The sequence below is a fragment of the Variovorax sp. PEI5 genome (genome assembly GCF_056679935.1).
Map to the genome: position 1 here is coordinate 945,490 of NZ_CM155257.1, position 17,722 is coordinate 963,211.

The 17,722-nt window shown below is 70.2% G+C and carries 14 protein-coding genes; 4 read left to right on the forward strand and 10 right to left on the reverse strand.

The genetic code is table 11. The features are described from left to right. Positions 1-94 precede the first annotated feature (94 nt). From AC1MLT_RS04385 to AC1MLT_RS04425, 9 genes are all read right to left on the reverse strand, one after another. Entirely contained in the window at positions 95-619 is a 525-nt protein-coding gene (locus tag AC1MLT_RS04385) for a hypothetical protein (protein ID WP_481034057.1), read from the reverse strand. 85 nt (positions 620-704) lie between these two features. After that, positions 705-2,756 (reverse strand): ABC-F family ATP-binding cassette domain-containing protein, encoded by a 2,052-nt coding sequence (locus tag AC1MLT_RS04390; protein ID WP_481034058.1) that lies wholly within the window; start codon positions 2,754-2,756, stop codon positions 705-707. A gap of 250 nt (positions 2,757-3,006) precedes the next feature. After that, complete coding sequence (prmB, locus tag AC1MLT_RS04395) at positions 3,007-3,921, reverse strand: 50S ribosomal protein L3 N(5)-glutamine methyltransferase (protein ID WP_481034059.1); 915 nt, start codon at positions 3,919-3,921, stop codon at positions 3,007-3,009. Next, positions 3,918-5,108, reverse strand: a complete 1,191-nt coding sequence (dapE, locus tag AC1MLT_RS04400; protein ID WP_481034060.1) for a succinyl-diaminopimelate desuccinylase — start codon at positions 5,106-5,108, stop codon at positions 3,918-3,920. The genes prmB and dapE overlap by 4 nt, the downstream gene beginning before the upstream one ends. A gap of 65 nt (positions 5,109-5,173) precedes the next feature. Further along, on the reverse strand, positions 5,174-6,334 hold the full coding sequence (locus AC1MLT_RS04405) for a PilT/PilU family type 4a pilus ATPase (protein ID WP_481034061.1): 1,161 nt from the start codon (positions 6,332-6,334) through the stop codon (positions 5,174-5,176). A 67-nt stretch (positions 6,335-6,401) separates the two neighbouring features. Beyond that, positions 6,402-7,226, reverse strand: a complete 825-nt coding sequence (gene dapD / locus AC1MLT_RS04410) for a 2,3,4,5-tetrahydropyridine-2,6-dicarboxylate N-succinyltransferase (protein ID WP_481034062.1) — start codon at positions 7,224-7,226, stop codon at positions 6,402-6,404. A gap of 78 nt (positions 7,227-7,304) precedes the next feature. Next, positions 7,305-8,543: a succinyldiaminopimelate transaminase gene (gene dapC, locus AC1MLT_RS04415; RefSeq protein ID WP_481034063.1), complete on the reverse strand. Its 1,239-nt coding sequence runs from the start codon at positions 8,541-8,543 to the stop codon at positions 7,305-7,307. Positions 8,544-8,552: 9 nt separating this feature from the next. Next, positions 8,553-9,833: an amidohydrolase family protein gene (locus AC1MLT_RS04420; RefSeq protein ID WP_481034064.1), complete on the reverse strand. Its 1,281-nt coding sequence runs from the start codon at positions 9,831-9,833 to the stop codon at positions 8,553-8,555. 104 nt (positions 9,834-9,937) lie between these two features. Next, complete coding sequence (locus AC1MLT_RS04425; protein ID WP_481034065.1) at positions 9,938-10,852, reverse strand: LysR family transcriptional regulator; 915 nt, start codon at positions 10,850-10,852, stop codon at positions 9,938-9,940. Between the two features lie 114 nt (positions 10,853-10,966). Here AC1MLT_RS04425 and AC1MLT_RS04430 point away from each other — a divergent pair, with 114 nt between their 5' ends. The 4 genes from AC1MLT_RS04430 (at position 10,967) to AC1MLT_RS04445 (ending at position 16,075) form a co-directional block, all read left to right on the forward strand. Continuing rightward, on the forward strand, positions 10,967-12,397 hold the full coding sequence (locus AC1MLT_RS04430; RefSeq protein WP_481034066.1) for an acyclic terpene utilization AtuA family protein: 1,431 nt from the start codon (positions 10,967-10,969) through the stop codon (positions 12,395-12,397). Beyond that, entirely contained in the window at positions 12,394-12,777 is a 384-nt protein-coding gene (locus AC1MLT_RS04435; protein WP_481034067.1) for an AtuA-related protein, read from the forward strand. The genes AC1MLT_RS04430 and AC1MLT_RS04435 overlap by 4 nt, the downstream gene beginning before the upstream one ends. 53 nt (positions 12,778-12,830) lie before the next feature. Further along, entirely contained in the window at positions 12,831-13,808 is a 978-nt protein-coding gene (locus tag AC1MLT_RS04440; RefSeq protein ID WP_481034068.1) for a Bug family tripartite tricarboxylate transporter substrate binding protein, read from the forward strand. A 68-nt stretch (positions 13,809-13,876) separates the two neighbouring features. Further along, positions 13,877-16,075, forward strand: coding sequence for an alpha/beta hydrolase domain-containing protein (locus AC1MLT_RS04445; protein ID WP_481034069.1), 2,199 nt, complete (start codon positions 13,877-13,879; stop codon positions 16,073-16,075). A gap of 132 nt (positions 16,076-16,207) precedes the next feature. On the opposite strand, the gene AC1MLT_RS04450 is transcribed toward AC1MLT_RS04445, so the two are convergent. Continuing rightward, the gene (locus AC1MLT_RS04450) at positions 16,208-17,569 is read right to left on the reverse strand and encodes an MFS transporter (RefSeq protein WP_481034070.1); all 1,362 of its coding nucleotides are present in this window, start codon (positions 17,567-17,569) and stop codon (positions 16,208-16,210) included. Positions 17,570-17,722 lie beyond the last annotated feature (153 nt).

The following is a 17,722-nucleotide window of genomic DNA, read 5'->3' on the forward strand; positions in this document are numbered from 1 at the left end:
ATATCTCTGGTTTTGAGCTTGGCAAGGGTTCGCCAATGCCATCTTGACGAATTCATTCACAACTTTTCTTACCAGAATATCACGCGTTCAGTGTTTATTCAGTCTCGCGAGTGCCGATTGACGAAGAGCGTGGAGGTGGTAGCAAATGCTGCGCGGCGACCGCGACCCGCACGCAATCCCTGATGTGGTGCTCTCCCAGCGCACGCAGCGCGGCATAGCCGAGCATCGCCGAGACGGCCTGGCCGGCCAGCGGCACGTATTTGGTGGCCTGCTTGGCGGTCAGGCGCATGCCGGCATGCTTCGCCAGCGTGATGAGCAGGTCCCGGGTCACCAGTCGCCCCACCAGCAGGGCGCCGACCATGCCCACCGCCTGCTGGATGCGCTCCTGCTTGTGCGGTGCCAGCCGCTCGATCTGGGTCGGCGCCAGGCCGAACTCCTGGCTGATCTGCGGTATCAGGCGTGACAGCAGCGCCGCATCGGCCGCCCAGTCGATCCCGGGCAGCGGCACGGTGCTGGCGGCGGCGGCGATCAGCGCCTTGCGTCCGATGAGCTTGCGGCTGCGCCGGATCGCCTCGATCAGGCGCGGATCACCTCGTGCGAGTTCGATGGCGGAAGACATGCGACTTGTTTCCGTGAGGGTCGTGGTGGTGGTGGTGGTGGTGGTGGCGGATGGGAAAGGCGCGAGCCGGGTGCCGCGTCGCTCCTCAGGCCGCCAGGGTCTCGAGCTGGTCGGACAGCGCCAGCCAGCGTTCCTCGAGTTGTTCGACCTCGCTGGTCAGGGCCTTCAACCGCTTGCCGGCATCAGCGATCTCTTGGGGGGACAGGCGTTGGGACATGCGCTCCTCGAGTTGGGCCTTTTCGATCCCGATGGCCGACAGACGTTCATCGATGCGGGCGATCTCCCGCTTGAGCGGCTTCTCCTGCTCGGCACGCTGCTGGCGCTCCTGGGCATCGAGACGGCGCTGGTCGCGACCGGCACCGGCCGGGGACGAGGGCGCGCGCTCCACCGATGGCGCCTCGACCGGCGCGGCCGCCACGGCCGGCGCCGCCACGACTGGGGCGGGAGCGGCATCGGCCGCCGACCTGTGGCGCACCGCCTCCTTGGCTTCCTCGCGCTGGCGCTTGGCCTCCTCGAGCAGATAGCGCTGGTAGTCGTCGAGGTCGCCATCGAAATCCGTCACGGCGCCACGCCCGACCATCCAGAACTCGTCGCAGACCGAGCGCAGCAGGGCGCGATCGTGGCTGACCAGCATCAGCGTGCCTTCGAACTCGTTGAGCGCCACGGCCAGGGCCTCCCGGGTGGCGAGGTCGAGGTGGTTGGTGGGCTCGTCGAGCAGCAGGAGGTTGGGCCGCTGCCAGACCATCATGGCCAGCACCAGGCGTGCCTTCTCGCCGCCGCTCATGGTGCCCACCGCCTGCTTGACCATGTCGCCGTTGAAGTTGAAGCTGCCCAGGAAGCCGCGCAGGGCCTGCTCGCCGCTCGGCTCCTTGGCCGCCGCGCCCAGTTCGCGCGCCATGCGCACCATGTGCTCCAGGGGCGTGTCCTGGGGGCGCAGGACGTCGAGTTCCTGCTGCGCGAAATAGCCGATGTTCAGTCCCTTGCCTTCGGTCACGGTCCCGGCGATGGCGCCCATCTCGCGCGCGATGGTCTTGACCAATGTCGACTTGCCCTGGCCATTGGCGCCCAGGATGCCGATGCGCTGGCCGGCCAGCACCGAGCGGTTGACGCCGCGCAGGATGGTGCGCGGCTCGGCGTCCTCCATCCGGTAGCCGAAACTCGCGTTGCTGATCGACAGCATCGGATTGGGGATGTGGCCGGGTTCCTTGAATTCGAAGGTGAAGTCGGCCTCGGCCAGCAGCGGCGCGACCTTCTCCATGCGCTCCAGGGCCTTGACGCGGCTCTGCGCCTGCTTGGCCTTGCTGGCCTTGGCCTTGAAGCGGTCGATGAACTTCTGCAGGTGGGCGATCTTCTCCTGCTGCTTGCCGAAGGCGGCCTGCTGCTGCTCCATGTGCAGCGCGCGCATCTCCTCGAACTTGCTGTAGTTGCCGCCATAGCGCGTCAACTGGGCATTGACGATGTGCAGCGTGACGTTGGTGACGGCATCCAGGAATTCCCGGTCGTGGCTGATGACGATCATCGTGCCGGCATAGCGCTGCAGCCACGCCTCGAGCCAGACCAGGGCGTCGAGGTCCAGGTGGTTGGTGGGCTCGTCGAGCAGCAGCAGGTCGCTCGGGCACATCAGCGCGCGGGCCAGCTGCAGGCGCATGCGCCAGCCGCCCGAGAAGCTGTTGACCGGCAGGTCGAGCTCGTGCGTCTTGAAGCCCAGCCCCAGGATCAGGGCTTGGGCGCGCGGCACGGCGTCGTGCTCGCCGGCATCGGCCAGGTCGGTGTAGGCGTGGGCGAGCGCCATGCCGATGTCGGCGTCGTCGGGCTGGGCCTCGTAGCTGGCCTCGGTGACCGCCAGCGCCTCGCGCAGTTCGACCAGGCGGGTATCGCCGCCGACCACGAAATCGGTCGCCGACTCGCTGGTCTCCGGCATGTTCTGCGCCACCTGCGCCATGCGCCATTGCCGGGGCAGCGAGAAGTCGCCGCCATCCTCGTGCAGGGTGCCGTTGAACAGGGCGAACAAGGTCGACTTGCCGGCGCCGTTGCGGCCGACCAGGCCGACGCGCTCGCCGGGATTGAGGGTGACGTTGGCACCGTCGAGCAGGACTTTGGCGCTCCGGCGCAGGACGACGTTCTTCAGATGGATCATGGACGGGACGAAATGGGGCTCAGGGCTTCGACCGCAGCCGGGACCGGGAAGGGTCTGCGTCTCGCAGGCCGGCAGAAGGGATTCCGGTCACGGTCGAGACGGACGACGCGGGGATCATCGACGCCGGCATCGGATCGGGGTGGTCGACCCCGGCGACGCAGCGGACCGGAACAGTCGCGCTCGACCGTGGACGGCCGCTCGACGACGCGCCTATTGTAGGTGGCGCGACGCCGGCGGCCCGTCGCGGCGCTCAGGGCGCGGTCGCGCCGGCCAGTGCATCGCGCGTCGCCAGCAGCACCTGGTCCTCGCCGGCGGAGGTGTCGAGCCAGAACACCTCCAGCATCGGGAAGGCGGCCTCGAAGTGCGCGCGCTCGTTGCCGATCTCCAGCACCAGCACGCCCCCGGCGTTCAGGTGCGCCGGCGCGTCGCGCAGCAGGCCGCGGATGAAGTCCATGCCGTCGCTGCCGCCAGCCAGCGCCAGCTCGGGCTCGGCGCGGTATTCCGCCGGCAGCGCCGCCATGCTCCGCGCGTTGACATAGGGCGGATTGCACAGGATGAGGTCGTACGGACCGCGCACGTCGGCCAGCCCGTCGGACGTCATCAGCGCGATGCGCCCGTCCAGGCCGTGGCGCGTCACGTTGATGGCCGCCACCTCGAGCGCGGTGGTCGACAGGTCGGCCGCGTCGACGCTCACGTCCGGGTAGGTCAGGGCCGCCAGCACGGCGAGACTGCCGTTGCCGGTGCACAGGTCCAGCACGCGCCGGGTGTGCTCGCCGAGCCAGTAGTCGATGGTCCCCTCGGCGATCAGCTCGGCGATGAAGCTGCGCGGCACGATGGCACGCTCGTCGACATAGAAGGGCACGCCCTGCAGCCAGGCTTCCTTCGTCAGGTAGGCGGCGGGCTGGCGGCTGTCGATGCGACGTGTGACGAGGGCCTCGACCTGCTGCGCGTCGGTCGGCGACACGATCCGCGCGGCGACGGCGTCGAGGTCGTGCAATGGCAGGCGCAGCCGCCACAGCACCAGCCAGGCGGCCTCGTCGAAGGCGTTGGTGGTGCCATGGCCGAAGGCGACTCCGGCCGCCTCCAGCCGCGCGGCGGCGGCATCGACGAGTTCGATGACGGTGGGCGCGGCCTCGGCCGGCGCTGCGGGTGCGTCCGCGCTCATGCCGGCATCGCCTTCGGCTGCAGTGCCGCCAGGCCCTCGAGCGTGCGGCGATAGATGTTCTTCAGCGGCTCGATGTCGGCGACCGCGATGTGCTCGTCGATCTTGTGGATGCTGGCGTTCACCGGCCCCAGCTCGATCACCTGGGAGCAGATGCGGGCGATGAAGCGGGCATCGCTGGTGCCGCCGCTGGTCGAGCGCTCGGTCCGGATGCCGGTCTCGTCGTGGATCGCCTGCTCGACGGTCGTGACCAGCTCGCCCGGCTCCGTCAGGAAGGGCAGGCCGCCGATGGTCCAGGCCAGCGTGTGCTCGACGCCATGCGCCGCCAGCACCGACTCGACGCGCCGTTGCAGCGACTGCGGCGTCGATTCGGTCGAGAAGCGGAAATTGAAGTCGATCACGGCGCTGCCCGGGATCACGTTGCTCGCGCCGGTGCCGGCGTGGAAGTTGCTGATCTGCCAGCTGGTCGGCTGGAAGTGCGCGTTGCCGGCATCCCAGGCGCCGGCCTCGTTGATGGCGACCAGCTCGGCCAGGGCCGGCGCGACCGCGTGCACCGGGTTGCGCGCCAGGTGCGGATAGGCGATGTGGCCCTGCAGGCCATGCACGGTGAGGCGCCCGCTCATGGTGCCGCGCCGGCCGTACTTGATCATGTCGCCGCAGCGCTCGACGGAGGTCGGCTCGCCGACGATGCAGTAGTCGATCGCCTCGCCGCGCGCGGCCAGCGCGTCGCAGACGACGACGGTGCCATCGGTGGCCGGGCCTTCCTCGTCGCTGGTCAGGAGCAGCGCCAGGGTCAGGCAGGGCCGCGGATCGGCCGCCAGGAACTCCTCGATCGCCACCACGAAGGCCGCCAGCGAGGTCTTCATGTCGCAGGCGCCACGCCCGTAGAGCCGGCCCTCGCGATGCGTGGGCGCGAACGGATGGCTGGTCCATTGCTCGAGCGGTCCGGTCGGCACGACATCGGTGTGACCGGCGAAGGCGATCGTGCGCGGCGACACGACATCGGCGGCGGCGGGGCGCACCGCCCACAGGTTGGCGACGCGGGCGTCGGCCGGGCCGCTCTCGAAGTTCTCCAGCCGGAAGCCCAGCGCCGCCAGGCGCTCGCCGATCAGGCGCTGGCAGCCGGCATCGTCGGGAGTGAGGGAGGGCAGCGAGATCAGCTGCTCGGCGAGCTGCAGGGTACGGGACATGGCGATCGGAAAGGAGCGGGTCGAGGGAAGGAAACGGAGAGCGGCGAGGTCGTCGGAAGCGGTCGTCAGAAGCGCGCGTCGAGCGTGATGTCGGTGAAGGACGGCTCGTCGTCGAGCCGGTTCTGGCGCTGTTCCCTCTGCTCGTCCTCGCTCGGCGTCGAGGGCACCTTGCGATTCTGCAGGCGCCAGGTGAGGTCGGTGGGCGAGTCGGCGTGGGCCAGGCCCTCCTCGCGGGTGACGAAGCCGCCGTCGATCAGGCGGGCGATGTCCTCCTCGAAGGTCTGCGAGCCTTCGGCCATGGACTGCGCCATCGCCTCCTTGACGGCCGTGAAGTCGCCGAGTTCGATCATCTCGGCGACCAGCGAGGTGTTGAGCATCACCTCGACCGCCGGCAGCCGCGTGCCGCGTGGCGTGCGCAGCAGGCGCTGCGCGACGATGGCGCGCAGCGAGCCGGCCAGATCGCTCAGCAGCGTGTTGCGCACTTCGGCCGGGTAGAAGCCGAGGATGCGGTTGAGCGCGCGATAGGCGTTGTTGGCGTGCAGCGTGGCGACGCACAGGTGGCCCGACTGCGCATAGGCGATCGCCGCGCTCATGGTGTCGCGGTCGCGGATCTCGCCGATCTGGATCACGTCGGGCGCCTGGCGCAGCGCGTTCTTCAGGGCGATGCGCAGCGACTGCGTGTCGCTGCCGACATCGCGCTGGTTGACCACCGACTTCTTGTTGGTGAAGGTGAACTCGATCGGCTCCTCCACCGTCAGGATGTGGCCGGTGGCATTGGCGTTGCGGTGGTCGAGCATCGAGGCCAGCGTGGTCGACTTGCCCGCGCCGGTGGCTCCGACCATGAGGATGAGTCCGCGCTTCTCCATGACGAGCGTCTTGAGGACGTCCGGCAGCAGCAGCGCGTCGAGCGCGGGGATCACCGAGGCGATGTGGCGCACCACCACCGCGTAGCAGCCGCGCTGGCGCATGCCGCTGATGCGGAAATTGCCCGCGCCCTCGATCTGCACGGCCATGTTGAGCTCGCCGCTGGATTCCAGCTCGGCGATGCGGCTCTCGTGGACCACCTCGGCCAGCAGGTTCAGCGGCGCCTCCGGTGGCAGCAGCTGGGCGTTGACCGCCACGCACTGGCCGTTGATGCGCATCTGCACCGGCGCCTGCGGCGACAGGTACATGTCGGACGCCTTGCGATCGGCCATCAGGCGCAGGAACCGTTCCATCGTCTTCATGAGCGTGTTCCCGGGCCGTGGGCCGTTGCGAGAGGAGGACGGGGCGCCTGCTCGGCTGATCCGGCGATCAATCGCGCAGCAGGTCGTTCAGGCTGGTGGTCGAGCGCGTCTTGGCGTCGACCTTCTTCACGATGATGGCGGCGTACATGCTGTAGCGGCCGCCGTCCCTGGGCAGGCTGCCGCTGACGACCACCGAACCGGCGGGCACGCGGCCATAGGTGGTCTCGCCGGTGGCGCGGTCGTAGATCGGCGTGCTCTGGCCGATGTAGACGCCCATCGACAGCACCGAGTTCTCCTCGATCACCACGCCCTCGACCACCTCGGAGCGCGCGCCGATGAAGCAGTTGTCCTCGATGATGGTCGGGCCGGCCTGCAGCGGCTCCAGCACGCCGCCGATGCCCACGCCGCCCGAGAGGTGCACGTTGGCGCCGATCTGGGCGCACGAGCCGACGGTGGCCCAGGTGTCGACCATGGTGCCCTCGCCGACATAGGCGCCGATGTTGACGTAGGAGGGCATCAGGATCGCGCCCCTGGCGATGTAGCTGCCGCGCCGCGCGACCGCCGGCGGCACGATGCGCACGCCGGCTTCCTTGAGCTCTTCCGGCGACAGGTGCGAGAACTTGGTCTGGACCTTGTCGTAGAAGCCCAGGGCGCCGGCCTGGATCGGCTCGTTGTCCTTCAGGCGGAACGACAGCAGCACGGCCTTCTTGATCCACTGGTGCACCGTCCACTGGCCGACGGCCTCGCGCGTGGCGACGCGCAGGTGCCCGTTGTTGAGTTCGGAGATCACGTGCTCGACGGCCTCGCGCACCTCGGCCGGGGCCTGGGTGGGGGAGAGGTTGGCGCGGTCGTCCCAGGCGGCGTCGATGGTCTGCTGGAGTTGTTGGGTCATGGAGGGACTCTGAGGATGATGGACGGGAAAGGAGGGGGGCGGGAACCGGCGCCACGGGAGCCGGGTCCCGGCGGCGCTTCAGCGCCGCACGAAATCGACGATGCGCCGGGCGGCCTCGACGCATTCGTCGGTGCCGGCGACGAGCGCCATGCGGATGCGGCCGCGACCCGGATTGGGCGGTGGCGGCACCGCCAGCGACGGCGTCGATGCGGTGGCGGCGGGACCGCCGGCATCGCGCGCCAGGAAGCTGCCGGGCAGCACCGTCACATTGTATTGAGCGTAGAGCGCGCGGGCGAAGCCGGCGTCGTCGCCGTTCCAGGCGGCCGGCACGCCGGCCCACAGGTAGAAGCCGGCATCGGGCAGGCGCACGTCGAGCACCGGCTCGAGCAGCGGCATCACGGCCGCGAACTTGGTCCGGTAGAGCGCCCGGTTCTCCACCACGTGCGACTCGTCGCCCCAGGCCGCGATGCTGGCGGCCGCCACGGCGCCGCCCATGGCGCTGCCGTGATAGGTGCGATAGAGCAGGAAGGCCTTGATGAGCCCCGCGTCGCCGGCGACGAAGCCGCTGCGCAGGCCCGGCACGTTGCTGCGCTTGGACAGCGAGGTCAGGGCGATCAGGTTGCGGAAGTCGTGGCGGCCCAGTCGCTGCGCGGCCTCGAGGCCGCCCAGGGGTGGCACGTCGCGGAAGTAGATCTCGCTGTAGCACTCGTCCGAGGCGATGACGAAGCCATGGCGGTCCGACAGCGCGAACAGCTTCTGCCATTCCTCCAGCGGCATCACGGCGCCGGTCGGATTGCCGGGCGAGCAGACGAAGACCAGCTGGGTGCGGGCCCAGACCGCCTCGGGCACGCTGTCCCAGTCGACCGCGAAGTTGCGCTCGGGCACGCTCGGCACGTAATGGGTGTCGGCGCCGGCGAGCAGGGCCGCGCCCTCGTAGATCTGATAGAACGGATTGGGCGACACCACGATCGGCTGGCGGCTGGCGTCGATCACCGTCTGCGCCAGCGCGAACAGCGCCTCGCGCGAGCCGTTGACCGGCAGCACCTGCGTCGCCGGATCGAGCGAGAGGCGATAGCGCTTCTGCAGCCAGGCCGTGAACGACTGGCGCAGCTTCAGGTCGCCGGCCGTGGCCGGGTAGGCCGAGAGGGCATCGAGCCCGCCGGCCAGGGCGTCGCGGATGAAGGCGGGGGTCGGATGCTTGGGTTCGCCGATGCCCAGGCTGATGGGGCGCAGGTCGGTCAGGGGCACGACACCCGCGAAGAGTTGGCGCAGCCGCTCGAACGGATAGGGCTGCAGCTTGGCGAGCAGGGGATTCATGGCGCGCGATTATCGGGGAGCGTGGGTCCAGTCGCTTCGCGCCGGCCGGCCGTCCAGATGCAGGCGGGCCGTCGCCGGCGGCGTCTCGGCCAGCAGCACGCCCCGGCGGAACACCTGCAGGCGGGTGGCGCGCAGCCGGATCGCCTCGACCGGGTCGCGCGCCTGCAGCAGCACGAAGCTGGCGTCGCAGCCGACCTCCAGGCCGTAGCGGGGCAGATGCATGACGGCGGCGGCATTCGTGGTCACGGCCTCGAAGCAGCGCCGGATGCCGGCCTGGCTGGTCATCTGCGCCACGTGCAGGCCCATGTGCGCCACCTCCAGCATGTCGCCCGAGCCCATGCCGTACCAGGGGTCCAGCACGCAGTCGTGGCCGAAGGCGACGGTCACGCCCGCGGCCATCAGCTCCGGCACCCGCGTCATGCCGCGACGCTTGGGATAGGTGTCGTGGCGGCCCTGCAGCGTGATGTTGATCAGCGGATTGGCGATGACGCTGACGCCGCTCTCGGCGATCAGGGGCAGCAGCTTGCTGACGTAGTAGTTGTCCATCGAATGCATCGAGGTGCAGTGCGAGCCGGTCACCCGGCCCTGCAGCCCCAGGCGCTGCGCCTCGGCGGCCAGGGTCTCGATGTGGCGCGAGAGCGGGTCGTCGGACTCGTCGCAGTGCATGTCCACCAGCTTGCCGCGCGCCGCGGCGATCTCGCACAGCCGGCGCACGCTGTCGGCGCCGGCGGCCATGGTGCGCTCGAAATGCGGGATGCCACCGACCACGTCGACGCCCAGGTCGAGCGCGCGTTCCAGGTTGGCCAGGCCGCCGGGCGAGCGCAGCACGCCATCCTGCGGGAAGGCCACCAGCTGCAGGTCGAGGTAGGGCGCGACGCGATGCTTCACCTCCAGCAGGGCCTCGACCGCCAGCAGGCTCGGATCGCTGGTGTCGACATGCGTGCGCACCGCCAGCAGGCCCTTGGCCACGGCCCAGTCGCAATACGCCAGCGCGCGCTCGATCAGCGCCTCCTGCCGCAGCAGCGGCTTGAGCTCGCCCCACAGCGCGATGCCCTCGAGCAGGGTGCCGCTCTCGTTGACGCGCGGCAGGCCGTAGCTGAGCGTGGCGTCCATGTGGAAATGCGGATCGACGAAATGCGGGGTGACGAGCTGGCCGGCGGCATCCAGGGTCCGCAGCGCCGGCGCGTCCAGCGCGGCGGCGACCTCGACGATCAGGCCATCGCGCACGGCGATCGACATGCCGGTGCGCCCATCGGGCAGGGAGGCGTTGCGGACCAGGAGCTGGAGCATGGCGGGCGGGCTTTCGAAGGCGATGGGACGGGGGTCCGCAGGATTATGTTTCCCCGGACGGAGGCCGCGCCGGCCGTCGGACATCGACGGGGCGCGGATGCGCGTCAGTCCAGCTTCAGATCGCCCAGGCGTCGCACGATCAGGTCGTGCAGCGTCTGCGCCGCGACCGAGAGACCCCCCTCGCGACGGCGTATCAGGTAGAGGTGGCGCCGCAGGCCCGGCACCGGCAGGGGCCGCGTGACCAGGGTGTCGCGCCGGAAATGGAACAGCGTCAGGGCCGGCACCACGCTGATGCCCAGGCCGGCCTCGACCAGTCCCATGACCGTGGCCAGATGCTCGACCTCGAAGGTGGCGTTCAGCCGCAACGGATGCAGCGCCGCGTCGAGCGACTGGCGCACGCTGCTGTGGCGCGCCATCTGGATGAAGGGCCACGGCGCCAGCTTCGAAGCGTCCAGCGGTGTCTCGACGGCCAGCGGGTGATCGACGCGACACACCAGATGGAAGCCGTCGCTGCACAGCTCGAAGGCCACCAGGTCGCCCTCCGCGGCGGTGCCCACGCCCGACGAGGCCAGCGCGAAGTCGGACTGCCCATTGCGCACCCGGGCGATGCAGGCGTCCGACAAGGCGTCGTCGAGTTCCAGCGTGATGCCCGGCCAGCTCGCCATGAATTCGGCGAAGACGGCCGGCAACCAGCCCGCGGCCAGCGAGGGCAGGGCCGCGACGCGCACGCGGCCGGTGCGGCATCGGACGTGGTCGGTCAGGCCGGAGAGCGCCTCGTGCATGTCGTCGAGCAGCCGGCGTGCCGCGGGCTCGAACAGCCGGCCCTCGGGCGTGAGCGCGACGCTGCGGGTGTCGCGGTCGAACAGGCGCGCGCCCAGCGTGTCCTCCAGCGCCCGGATGAGCGCGCTGAAGGCCGGCTGCGACAGATGGCAGGTCCGGGCCGCGCGGGTGAAGCTGCGCTGCGCGGCCAGGGCCAGGAAGGCGCGCAGCTGCCGCGCGGAGAGATCGGGAGCCGTCATCGATGTGATCCGCAAAACAAATGAATCGATCTGAATTTTCGATTTTACGAATGATTGCTCGCATCCTAAATTGACTGTCCGCGATCCTGGAGACAAAGAAGGAGACATGGCACCATGACCGATCCCGCCCCGTCCACCGTGACGGCCCCCTCCCTGCTCATCGGCTGCGCCGCCGGGTTCTCGGGCGATCGCACCGATGTCGCCGCGGCCGTGGTCGACACGCTCATCGCGCGACTCGGCCCGATCGCGCCGGCGACCGGGTCGGATCCCACCGCGCCCCCGGCGCTGCCGCGGGCCTTCCTGATCTTCGAGACCCTGGCCGAGCGCACGCTGGCGCTCGCGCAGCTGCGCCGCCGCGCCGATCCCGAGGCCGGCTACGAGCCATTGCTCGACCTCATGCTGCGACCGGTGCTGGCGCGCTGCCTGGCGCATGGCGTCGGCATCGTGAGCAATTTCGGCGCCGCGAATCCACGCGCGGCGGCCCGGCACATCCTCCGGCTGGCGCGCGAGCTCGATCTGCCGGCGCCGCGCATCGCGGTGCTCGAAGGCGACGACCTGTCGGCGCCCAGCTTCCGGGACCTGCTGCGCGAGCGCATCGGCGCGACGCTCGACGATCTGCGCATCGTCAGCGCCAATGCCTACATCGGCGCCGAGCCGATCGCCGCGGCGCTGCGCGCCGGCGCGCAGATCGTCGTCTGCGGGCGCGTGGCCGATCCGTCGCTGACCGTCGGGCCGGCGATGGCGCACTTCGGCTGGGCCGCCGACGACTGGGAGAAGCTCGGCCGCGCGACCATGGCCGGGCACCTGCTCGAATGCGGCGCGCAGGTCTGCGGCGGGTATTTCGCCGATCCCGGCTTCAAGGACGTCCCGGGCCTGGACCAGGTCGGCTTCCCGATCGCCGAGATCGACGCCGAGGGCCGCTGCACCATCGGCAAGTCCGAGGGCACCGGCGGCTTCGTCAACGAGGCGACGGTGAAGGAGCAACTGCTCTACGAGGTGCACGACCCGGCGGCCTACCTCACGCCCGACGTGGTGGCCGACATCGCCGAGGCCTCGGTGAGCGTGGTCGGCGCCGACCGCGTGGCCCTGGCGGGCGTGCGCGGGCATGCGCGGCCGACGCACTACAAGGTCAATGTCTGCCACGAAGGCGGCTGGCTGGCCGAGGGCGAGATCTCCTATGCCGGCGCCCGCGCCGAGGGGCGCGCCCGCCTGGCCGCCGACGTGCTGCGCGAGCGCCTGCCGGCGCTCGACCTGCGGGTCGACCTGATCGGCGCCGTCAGCATCCTGGCCGACGACACCGGTCGCATGTTGGCGGCGACGCCCGACGCCGGGGTGCGCGACGTGCGGCTGCGCGTCGCCGCCACGCATCACGACCGCGCCGTGGCCGAGACGCTCGGGCGCGAGGTGACGGCGCTCTACACCTGCGGCCCGGCCGGCGGCGGCGGCGTGCGCTGCAGCCTCACGCCGCGTCTGAACACGATCTCCTGCCTGGTGCCGCGCGATGCCGTGCCGGTCGGCTTCGAGATGATCCGGGAGGCCGCATGAACACCATCGATCCCGACGGCGTCGACATCGTCGTCCCGCTCTACCGGGCGGCCCACGGGCGCACCGGCGACAAGGGCGACCGCTCCAACATCAGCGTGATCGCCTGGCATGCCGATCTCTGGCCCCTGCTGGTCGAGCAGATCACGCCGGAGGCCGTGGCGACGCAGTTCCGTCACCGCGCGCCCAGTCGCGTCCAGCGCTTCGTCATGCCGACGCTGCAGGCCATGAACTTCGTGCTCGATGCCGTGCTCGACGGCGGCGTCAACGATGCGCGCAATCTCGACACCCACGGCAAGTCGCTGTCGTTCCTGCTGCTGGACATGCCGCTGCGGGTGCCCGCGGCGCTGCGCCACCGGCTGGTCGGCCCGGACGCCGGCTGACCGGCCGATTCCCTTTCCCCCATACCAACGACCCCTCCAGGAGACAACGACCCATGAACGCATTCCGTCCCGTCGCGCTCGCCGCCGCCGTGCTGGCCGTCACCGCGCTGGCATCCGCCGCCGCCCAGGCGCAGACCTTTCCCGACAAGTCGATCACCTTCGTGGTGCCCTTCGCGGCCGGCACGGCCACCGACCAGATCGCCCGCGCGCTGGGCAACGGCGTCACGGCGGAGAGCAAGCAGGCCGTGATCATCGACAACCGGGCCGGCGCCAGCGGCTTCATCGCCTCGCAGTACGTGGCCAAGGCCGCGCCCGACGGCTACACCGTCCTGATCACCACCAACACCACGCATGCCGCCAACGAGCATCTCTACAAGAAGATGCCCTACGACCCGGTGAAGGACTTCGCCCCGGTCGCCGCGCTGGGCAAGGGGGGCCAGATCATGGTGGTGCGGCCGGACTTTGCGGCCAAGTCGGTGGCCGAGTTCGTGGCGCTGGCGAAGAAGGATCCGGGCAAGTACAGCTTCGGCAGCGGCAGTTCGTCGAGCCGCATGGCCGGCGAGCTGCTGCAGCAGATGGCCGACGTCAAGCTGCTGCACGTGCCCTACAAGAGCAACACGCTGGCCGTGACCGACCTGCTGGGTGGCCAGATCGACATGATGATCACCGACACCGCGACCGGCCTGCCGCAGGTCAAGGCCGGCAAGCTGCGCGCCATCGGCGTGTCGAGCGCGGCGCGCTCGCCCCTGGCGCCGGACGTGCCGACCATCTCCGAGGCCGGCGTCAAGGGCTACGAGATGGGCTACTGGTTCGCCGCCTACGCGCCCGCGAAGACGCCGCCGGCCGTGGTCCGCCGGCTGAACGAACTGCTGGTGAAGGCCGCCCGCAGCGACGCCGCGAAGACCTCCTTCTATGAACCCACCGGCACCGAGGTCTTCACCACCTCGCCGGAGGACCTGGCGAAGTTCCAGGCCGGCGAATCGACCAAGTGGGGTCGCATCGTGAAGGCCGCCGGCATCGAGGCGGAATAGCGCCGGGGCCACCGCGCGGCCCGGGACGCGGATCGACGAACACAAGACCAACCGACGGAGACAACGACATGCAACGACTCGACACCCGACCCTCCACCCCGCGTCGCCGGACCCGCCCGGGCCTGGCCGTGGGCCTCGCCACGCTGCTGCTCGCCGCCTGCGGCGGCAGCGACGATGGCGGCACCAGCGCGCCGCCGGTGGCCACCACGCCGACCTCGCCCGCGACGCCGGCCGCCACCAAGCCGCAGCTCACGCTGACCATCACCTCGACCGTCGACTATCCGGGCAGCTTCGGCGCCGTCGGGGCCTACGAGCAGGTCTCGGGCACGCTGTCGGGCGAGGTCGATCCCAGGGATGCGAAGAACGCGATCATCCAGGACCTCGACCTGGCGCCGGTGAACGCGCGCGGCATGGTCGAGTACAGCGCCGACTTCACCATGCTCAAGCCCAAGGACATGAGCAAGGCGAGCGGCGTGCTGCGCTACGACGCCCCCAATCGCGGCAACATCCTGACGGCGCCCAATCTCGCGGCCAACCCGGGCGACGCGATCTATTTCGAGCGCGGCTTCGTCTGGCTGTTCTCGGCCTGGCAGGGCGACGTGCCCAAGAGCTCGCCCCAGCGGTTGACCGCCACCGTGCCGGTCGCCAGGAACAAGGACGGCAGCTCGATCACCGGTCCCTACACCGCCGAGCTGCTGACCGGCGCGGCGACGCCCTCGCTCACGCTGCCCGGCGGTGTCTTCAATGGCAGCATGATCCCGTACGCGCCGGCCAGCCTGGACAACACCCAGAGCGGCTACCTGCTGACGCGCCGCACCAACGAGGCCGATCCGCGCATTCCCATCCCGCCCTCGGACTGGAAGTTCGCCAGCTGCAACGCCACCGACAAGCCGTTCCCCGGCACGGCCGATCCCGCCTCGGTCTGCCTGAAGGGCGGCTTCCAGCCCGAAACGCTCTACGAGGTCAGCTATGTCGCCAAGGACCCGCGCGTGATGGGCGTCGGCCTGGCCGCGCTGCGCGACACGGTCGACTTCTTCCGCAACGCCAGCGCCGACGCCGCCGGCCGGCCCAATCCGCTGGCCGGCCGCATCAAGGCCACGATCGGGCAGGGCACCTCGCAGTCGGGCAACGCGCTCAAGACCTTCCTGCACCTGGGCTTCAACCAGTCGCTGGGCGGCGGCAAGGTGTTCGACGGCCTGTACACGCACGTCGCGGCGCGCCAGACCAACATCAACACCCGCTTCGCCGTGCCGGGCGGCGGCGGTGGCGTGCGCACCGACCACCGTGCCTTCGGCCAGACCGCGCCGCGCGGCCTGGCGGCCGACTATCGCGACGACGTGGCGGGCCGCACGGGCGGCGTCATGGCGCGCTGCCAGGCGACCGCGACCTGTCCCAAGTACTTCCTCGGGCTGTCGGGCACCGAGTTCTGGCAGCTGCAGGGCTCGCCGGTGCTGACCGACGCCTGGGGCTTCCGCGACCTCGTCCAGCCCGACAACGCCCGGGTCTACTACTACGCCGGCACCCAGCACGGTGGCGGCACCGGCGGACTGGAGACCGGCATCACCTACGCGCCGGCGAGCGCGGTCTATCCGCGCGGCAACATGGTCGACTTCGCCGACACCTTCCGGGCCCTGTTCGTCCAGCTGACCGACTGGGTGACGCTGGAGAAGGCGCCGGCGCCGAGCCAGACGCCGCGCCTGGCCGACGGTTCGCTGGTGCGACCCGACCAGCTGCGCTTCCCGGCCATGAGGAACGTCGGCTTTCCGCGCCGCGGCGGTGTCGTGCTGCCCGACTTCGCCTACCGGGGGCTCTACAACGAGTTCACGCTGCTCGATTTCGGTCCGCTCTACCGGCCGCAGGACGAATCGGGCATCCCGACGCTGCTGCCACCGGCCAACCTCGGGCGCAGCTATGCCATCCTGGTGCCCAATGTCGACCCCCGCACCGGCCTGCCCACGGCCGGCATCCGCAACGTCGACGTGCAGGCGCCCCTGGGCACCAGCATCGAGTTCAACTACGTCCCGACGCCCGGCATCATCGACCTGGTGAACCTGGCCGGTGCCTACATCCCGTTCCACGTCACCGAAGCCGCGCGGCTCGCCGCCGGCGATGCCCGGCCCTCCCTGGAGTCGCTCTATGGCAACCAGGCCGGCTACGTGGCGGCGGTGACGGCGGCGGCGGATGCCCTGGTGGCCCAGGGCTTCCTGCTGCGCGCCGATGCCGACCGGCGCATCGCGCGGGCGCGGGCCACGGCGCTGTTCGACTGAGGCCGGCGCCGATCCCGGTGCGATCCGGATGGCTCCGCCGGGGCCGCAACGACGAAGGCCCCGCGAGGGGCCTTCGTCATGTGGGGACGTCGCGGGGACGCCAGGGTCCCCGGAGCCGGGGGCGATGTGTCCTCAGCGGGCCTCGGCCTCGGTCTCGATCTCGCGCTCGCCCAGCCTGCGGTTGATGAACAGGGCCGCCAGCGTGGCCGCGCAGCCCGACAGCAGGTAGACGCTGATGTAGGCCAGGCCGAAGTGCGCCGACAGGCCCAGCACCACCAGTGGCGCGAAGGCCGCGCCGATCAGCCAGGCGACGTCGGCCGTCAGCGCCGCGCCGGTGTAGCGGTACTTGCCGGTGAAGTTCGACGTCACGGCGCCGGCCGCCTGGCCATACGACAGGCCCAGCAGCACGAAGCCGACCAGGATGAAGATGTCCTGACCGAGCGAGCCGCCGCCCATCAGCGTCAGGCCGAAGCCGCTGAAGATGGCGATCAGCACCGCCAGGGCGCCCAGCGTGTTGCGGCGGCCGAAGCGGTCGGCGATCTTGCCGGAAGCCACCATCGAGACGCCGCAGAGCGCGGCGCCGATGAGCTGCACGACCAGGAATTCGCTGACGCTCTGGTCCGAGTACAGGGTCACCCAGGACAGCGGGAAGATCGTCACGACGTGGAACAGCGCATAGCTGGCCAGCGCGGCGAAGGCGCCGATCAGGATGTTGGAGCCCTGGGCGCGGAAGATCTCGATGACGCCGGTGGGCGCGAGCTCGCGCTCGTCGAGCAGCTTGACATAGGTCGTGGCCGCCACCAGGCGCAGGCGGGCGAACAGCGCCACGACGTTGATGGCGAAGGCGACGTAGAACGGATAGCGCCAGCCCCAGGAGAGGAATTCCTCGCGCGTCAGGCTCGCCGTCAGGAAGGCGAAGAGGGCGGCGGCGACGCCGAAGCCCAGCGGAGCGCCGAGCTGGCCGAGCATCGCGTACCAGCCGCGACGGTTCTGCGGCGCGTTCAGCGCCAGCAGGGACGGCAGACCGTCCCACGAGCCGCCGAGCGCCAGGCCCTGCAGGATGCGCAGCACGCCCAGCAGCACGATCGAGGCGTTGCCCAGGCTGTTGAAGCCCGGCAGGAAGGCGATGCCGGCCGTCGAGGTGCCCAGCAGGAAGAGGGCGATCGCCAGCTTGGCCTGCCGGCCGTAGCGCCGCTGCACGCCCATGGAGATGGCGGTGCCGAAGGGGCGTGCCAGGAACGCGAGCGAGAACACCGCGAACGAATAGAGCGTGCCGGTCAGGGCATCGGCGAAGGGGAAGAAGATCGTCGGGAACACCAGCGCCGAGGCGATGCCGTAGACGAAGAAGTCGAAATACTCGGAAGCGCGGCCGATGACCACGCCGACCGCGATCTCGCCGGGTTCGACCTGGCCGTGGTCGCCGCCAACCGCGTGCGCGATGTCCTTGTCGGTCGATGTGTTGCTGCCGTGTTGGCCGAGAGTGGACGTCGTCATGGTTCTAGGCGGAATTTTCCGGTTGTAATTGCTGCATGCCCGAGCGTCGCACCGCTGGACGATTGTGACCATAGGACAAAACGTCCAATGACAAAGATTGACCATTGGCCGTAAATTCGGCGGGTGCTCACGCAGCACGCTCTCCATATTTAC

Excerpts from the sequence above, each read along its gene's own strand:
- AC1MLT_RS04445 (WP_481034069.1), top strand. The coding sequence starts at position 13,877 with ATGCAACGACTCGACACCCGACCCTCCACCCCGCGTCGCCGGACCCGC.
- AC1MLT_RS04450 (WP_481034070.1), bottom strand. The coding sequence starts at position 17,569 with ATGACGACGTCCACTCTCGGCCAACACGGCAGCAACACATCGACCGAC.
- AC1MLT_RS04405 (WP_481034061.1), bottom strand. The coding sequence starts at position 6,334 with ATGAAGACGATGGAACGGTTCCTGCGCCTGATGGCCGATCGCAAGGCG.
- AC1MLT_RS04420 (WP_481034064.1), bottom strand. The coding sequence starts at position 9,833 with ATGCTCCAGCTCCTGGTCCGCAACGCCTCCCTGCCCGATGGGCGCACC.
- AC1MLT_RS04435 (WP_481034067.1), top strand. The coding sequence starts at position 12,394 with ATGAACACCATCGATCCCGACGGCGTCGACATCGTCGTCCCGCTCTAC.
- AC1MLT_RS04430 (WP_481034066.1), top strand. The coding sequence starts at position 10,967 with ATGACCGATCCCGCCCCGTCCACCGTGACGGCCCCCTCCCTGCTCATC.
- AC1MLT_RS04440 (WP_481034068.1), top strand. The coding sequence starts at position 12,831 with ATGAACGCATTCCGTCCCGTCGCGCTCGCCGCCGCCGTGCTGGCCGTC.
- AC1MLT_RS04425 (WP_481034065.1), bottom strand. The coding sequence starts at position 10,852 with ATGACGGCTCCCGATCTCTCCGCGCGGCAGCTGCGCGCCTTCCTGGCC.
- prmB (WP_481034059.1), bottom strand. The coding sequence starts at position 3,921 with ATGAGCGCGGACGCACCCGCAGCGCCGGCCGAGGCCGCGCCCACCGTC.
- dapD (WP_481034062.1), bottom strand. The coding sequence starts at position 7,226 with ATGACCCAACAACTCCAGCAGACCATCGACGCCGCCTGGGACGACCGC.
- dapC (WP_481034063.1), bottom strand. The coding sequence starts at position 8,543 with ATGAATCCCCTGCTCGCCAAGCTGCAGCCCTATCCGTTCGAGCGGCTG.
- AC1MLT_RS04390 (WP_481034058.1), bottom strand. The coding sequence starts at position 2,756 with ATGATCCATCTGAAGAACGTCGTCCTGCGCCGGAGCGCCAAAGTCCTG.
- AC1MLT_RS04385 (WP_481034057.1), bottom strand. The coding sequence starts at position 619 with ATGTCTTCCGCCATCGAACTCGCACGAGGTGATCCGCGCCTGATCGAG.
- dapE (WP_481034060.1), bottom strand. The coding sequence starts at position 5,108 with ATGTCCCGTACCCTGCAGCTCGCCGAGCAGCTGATCTCGCTGCCCTCC.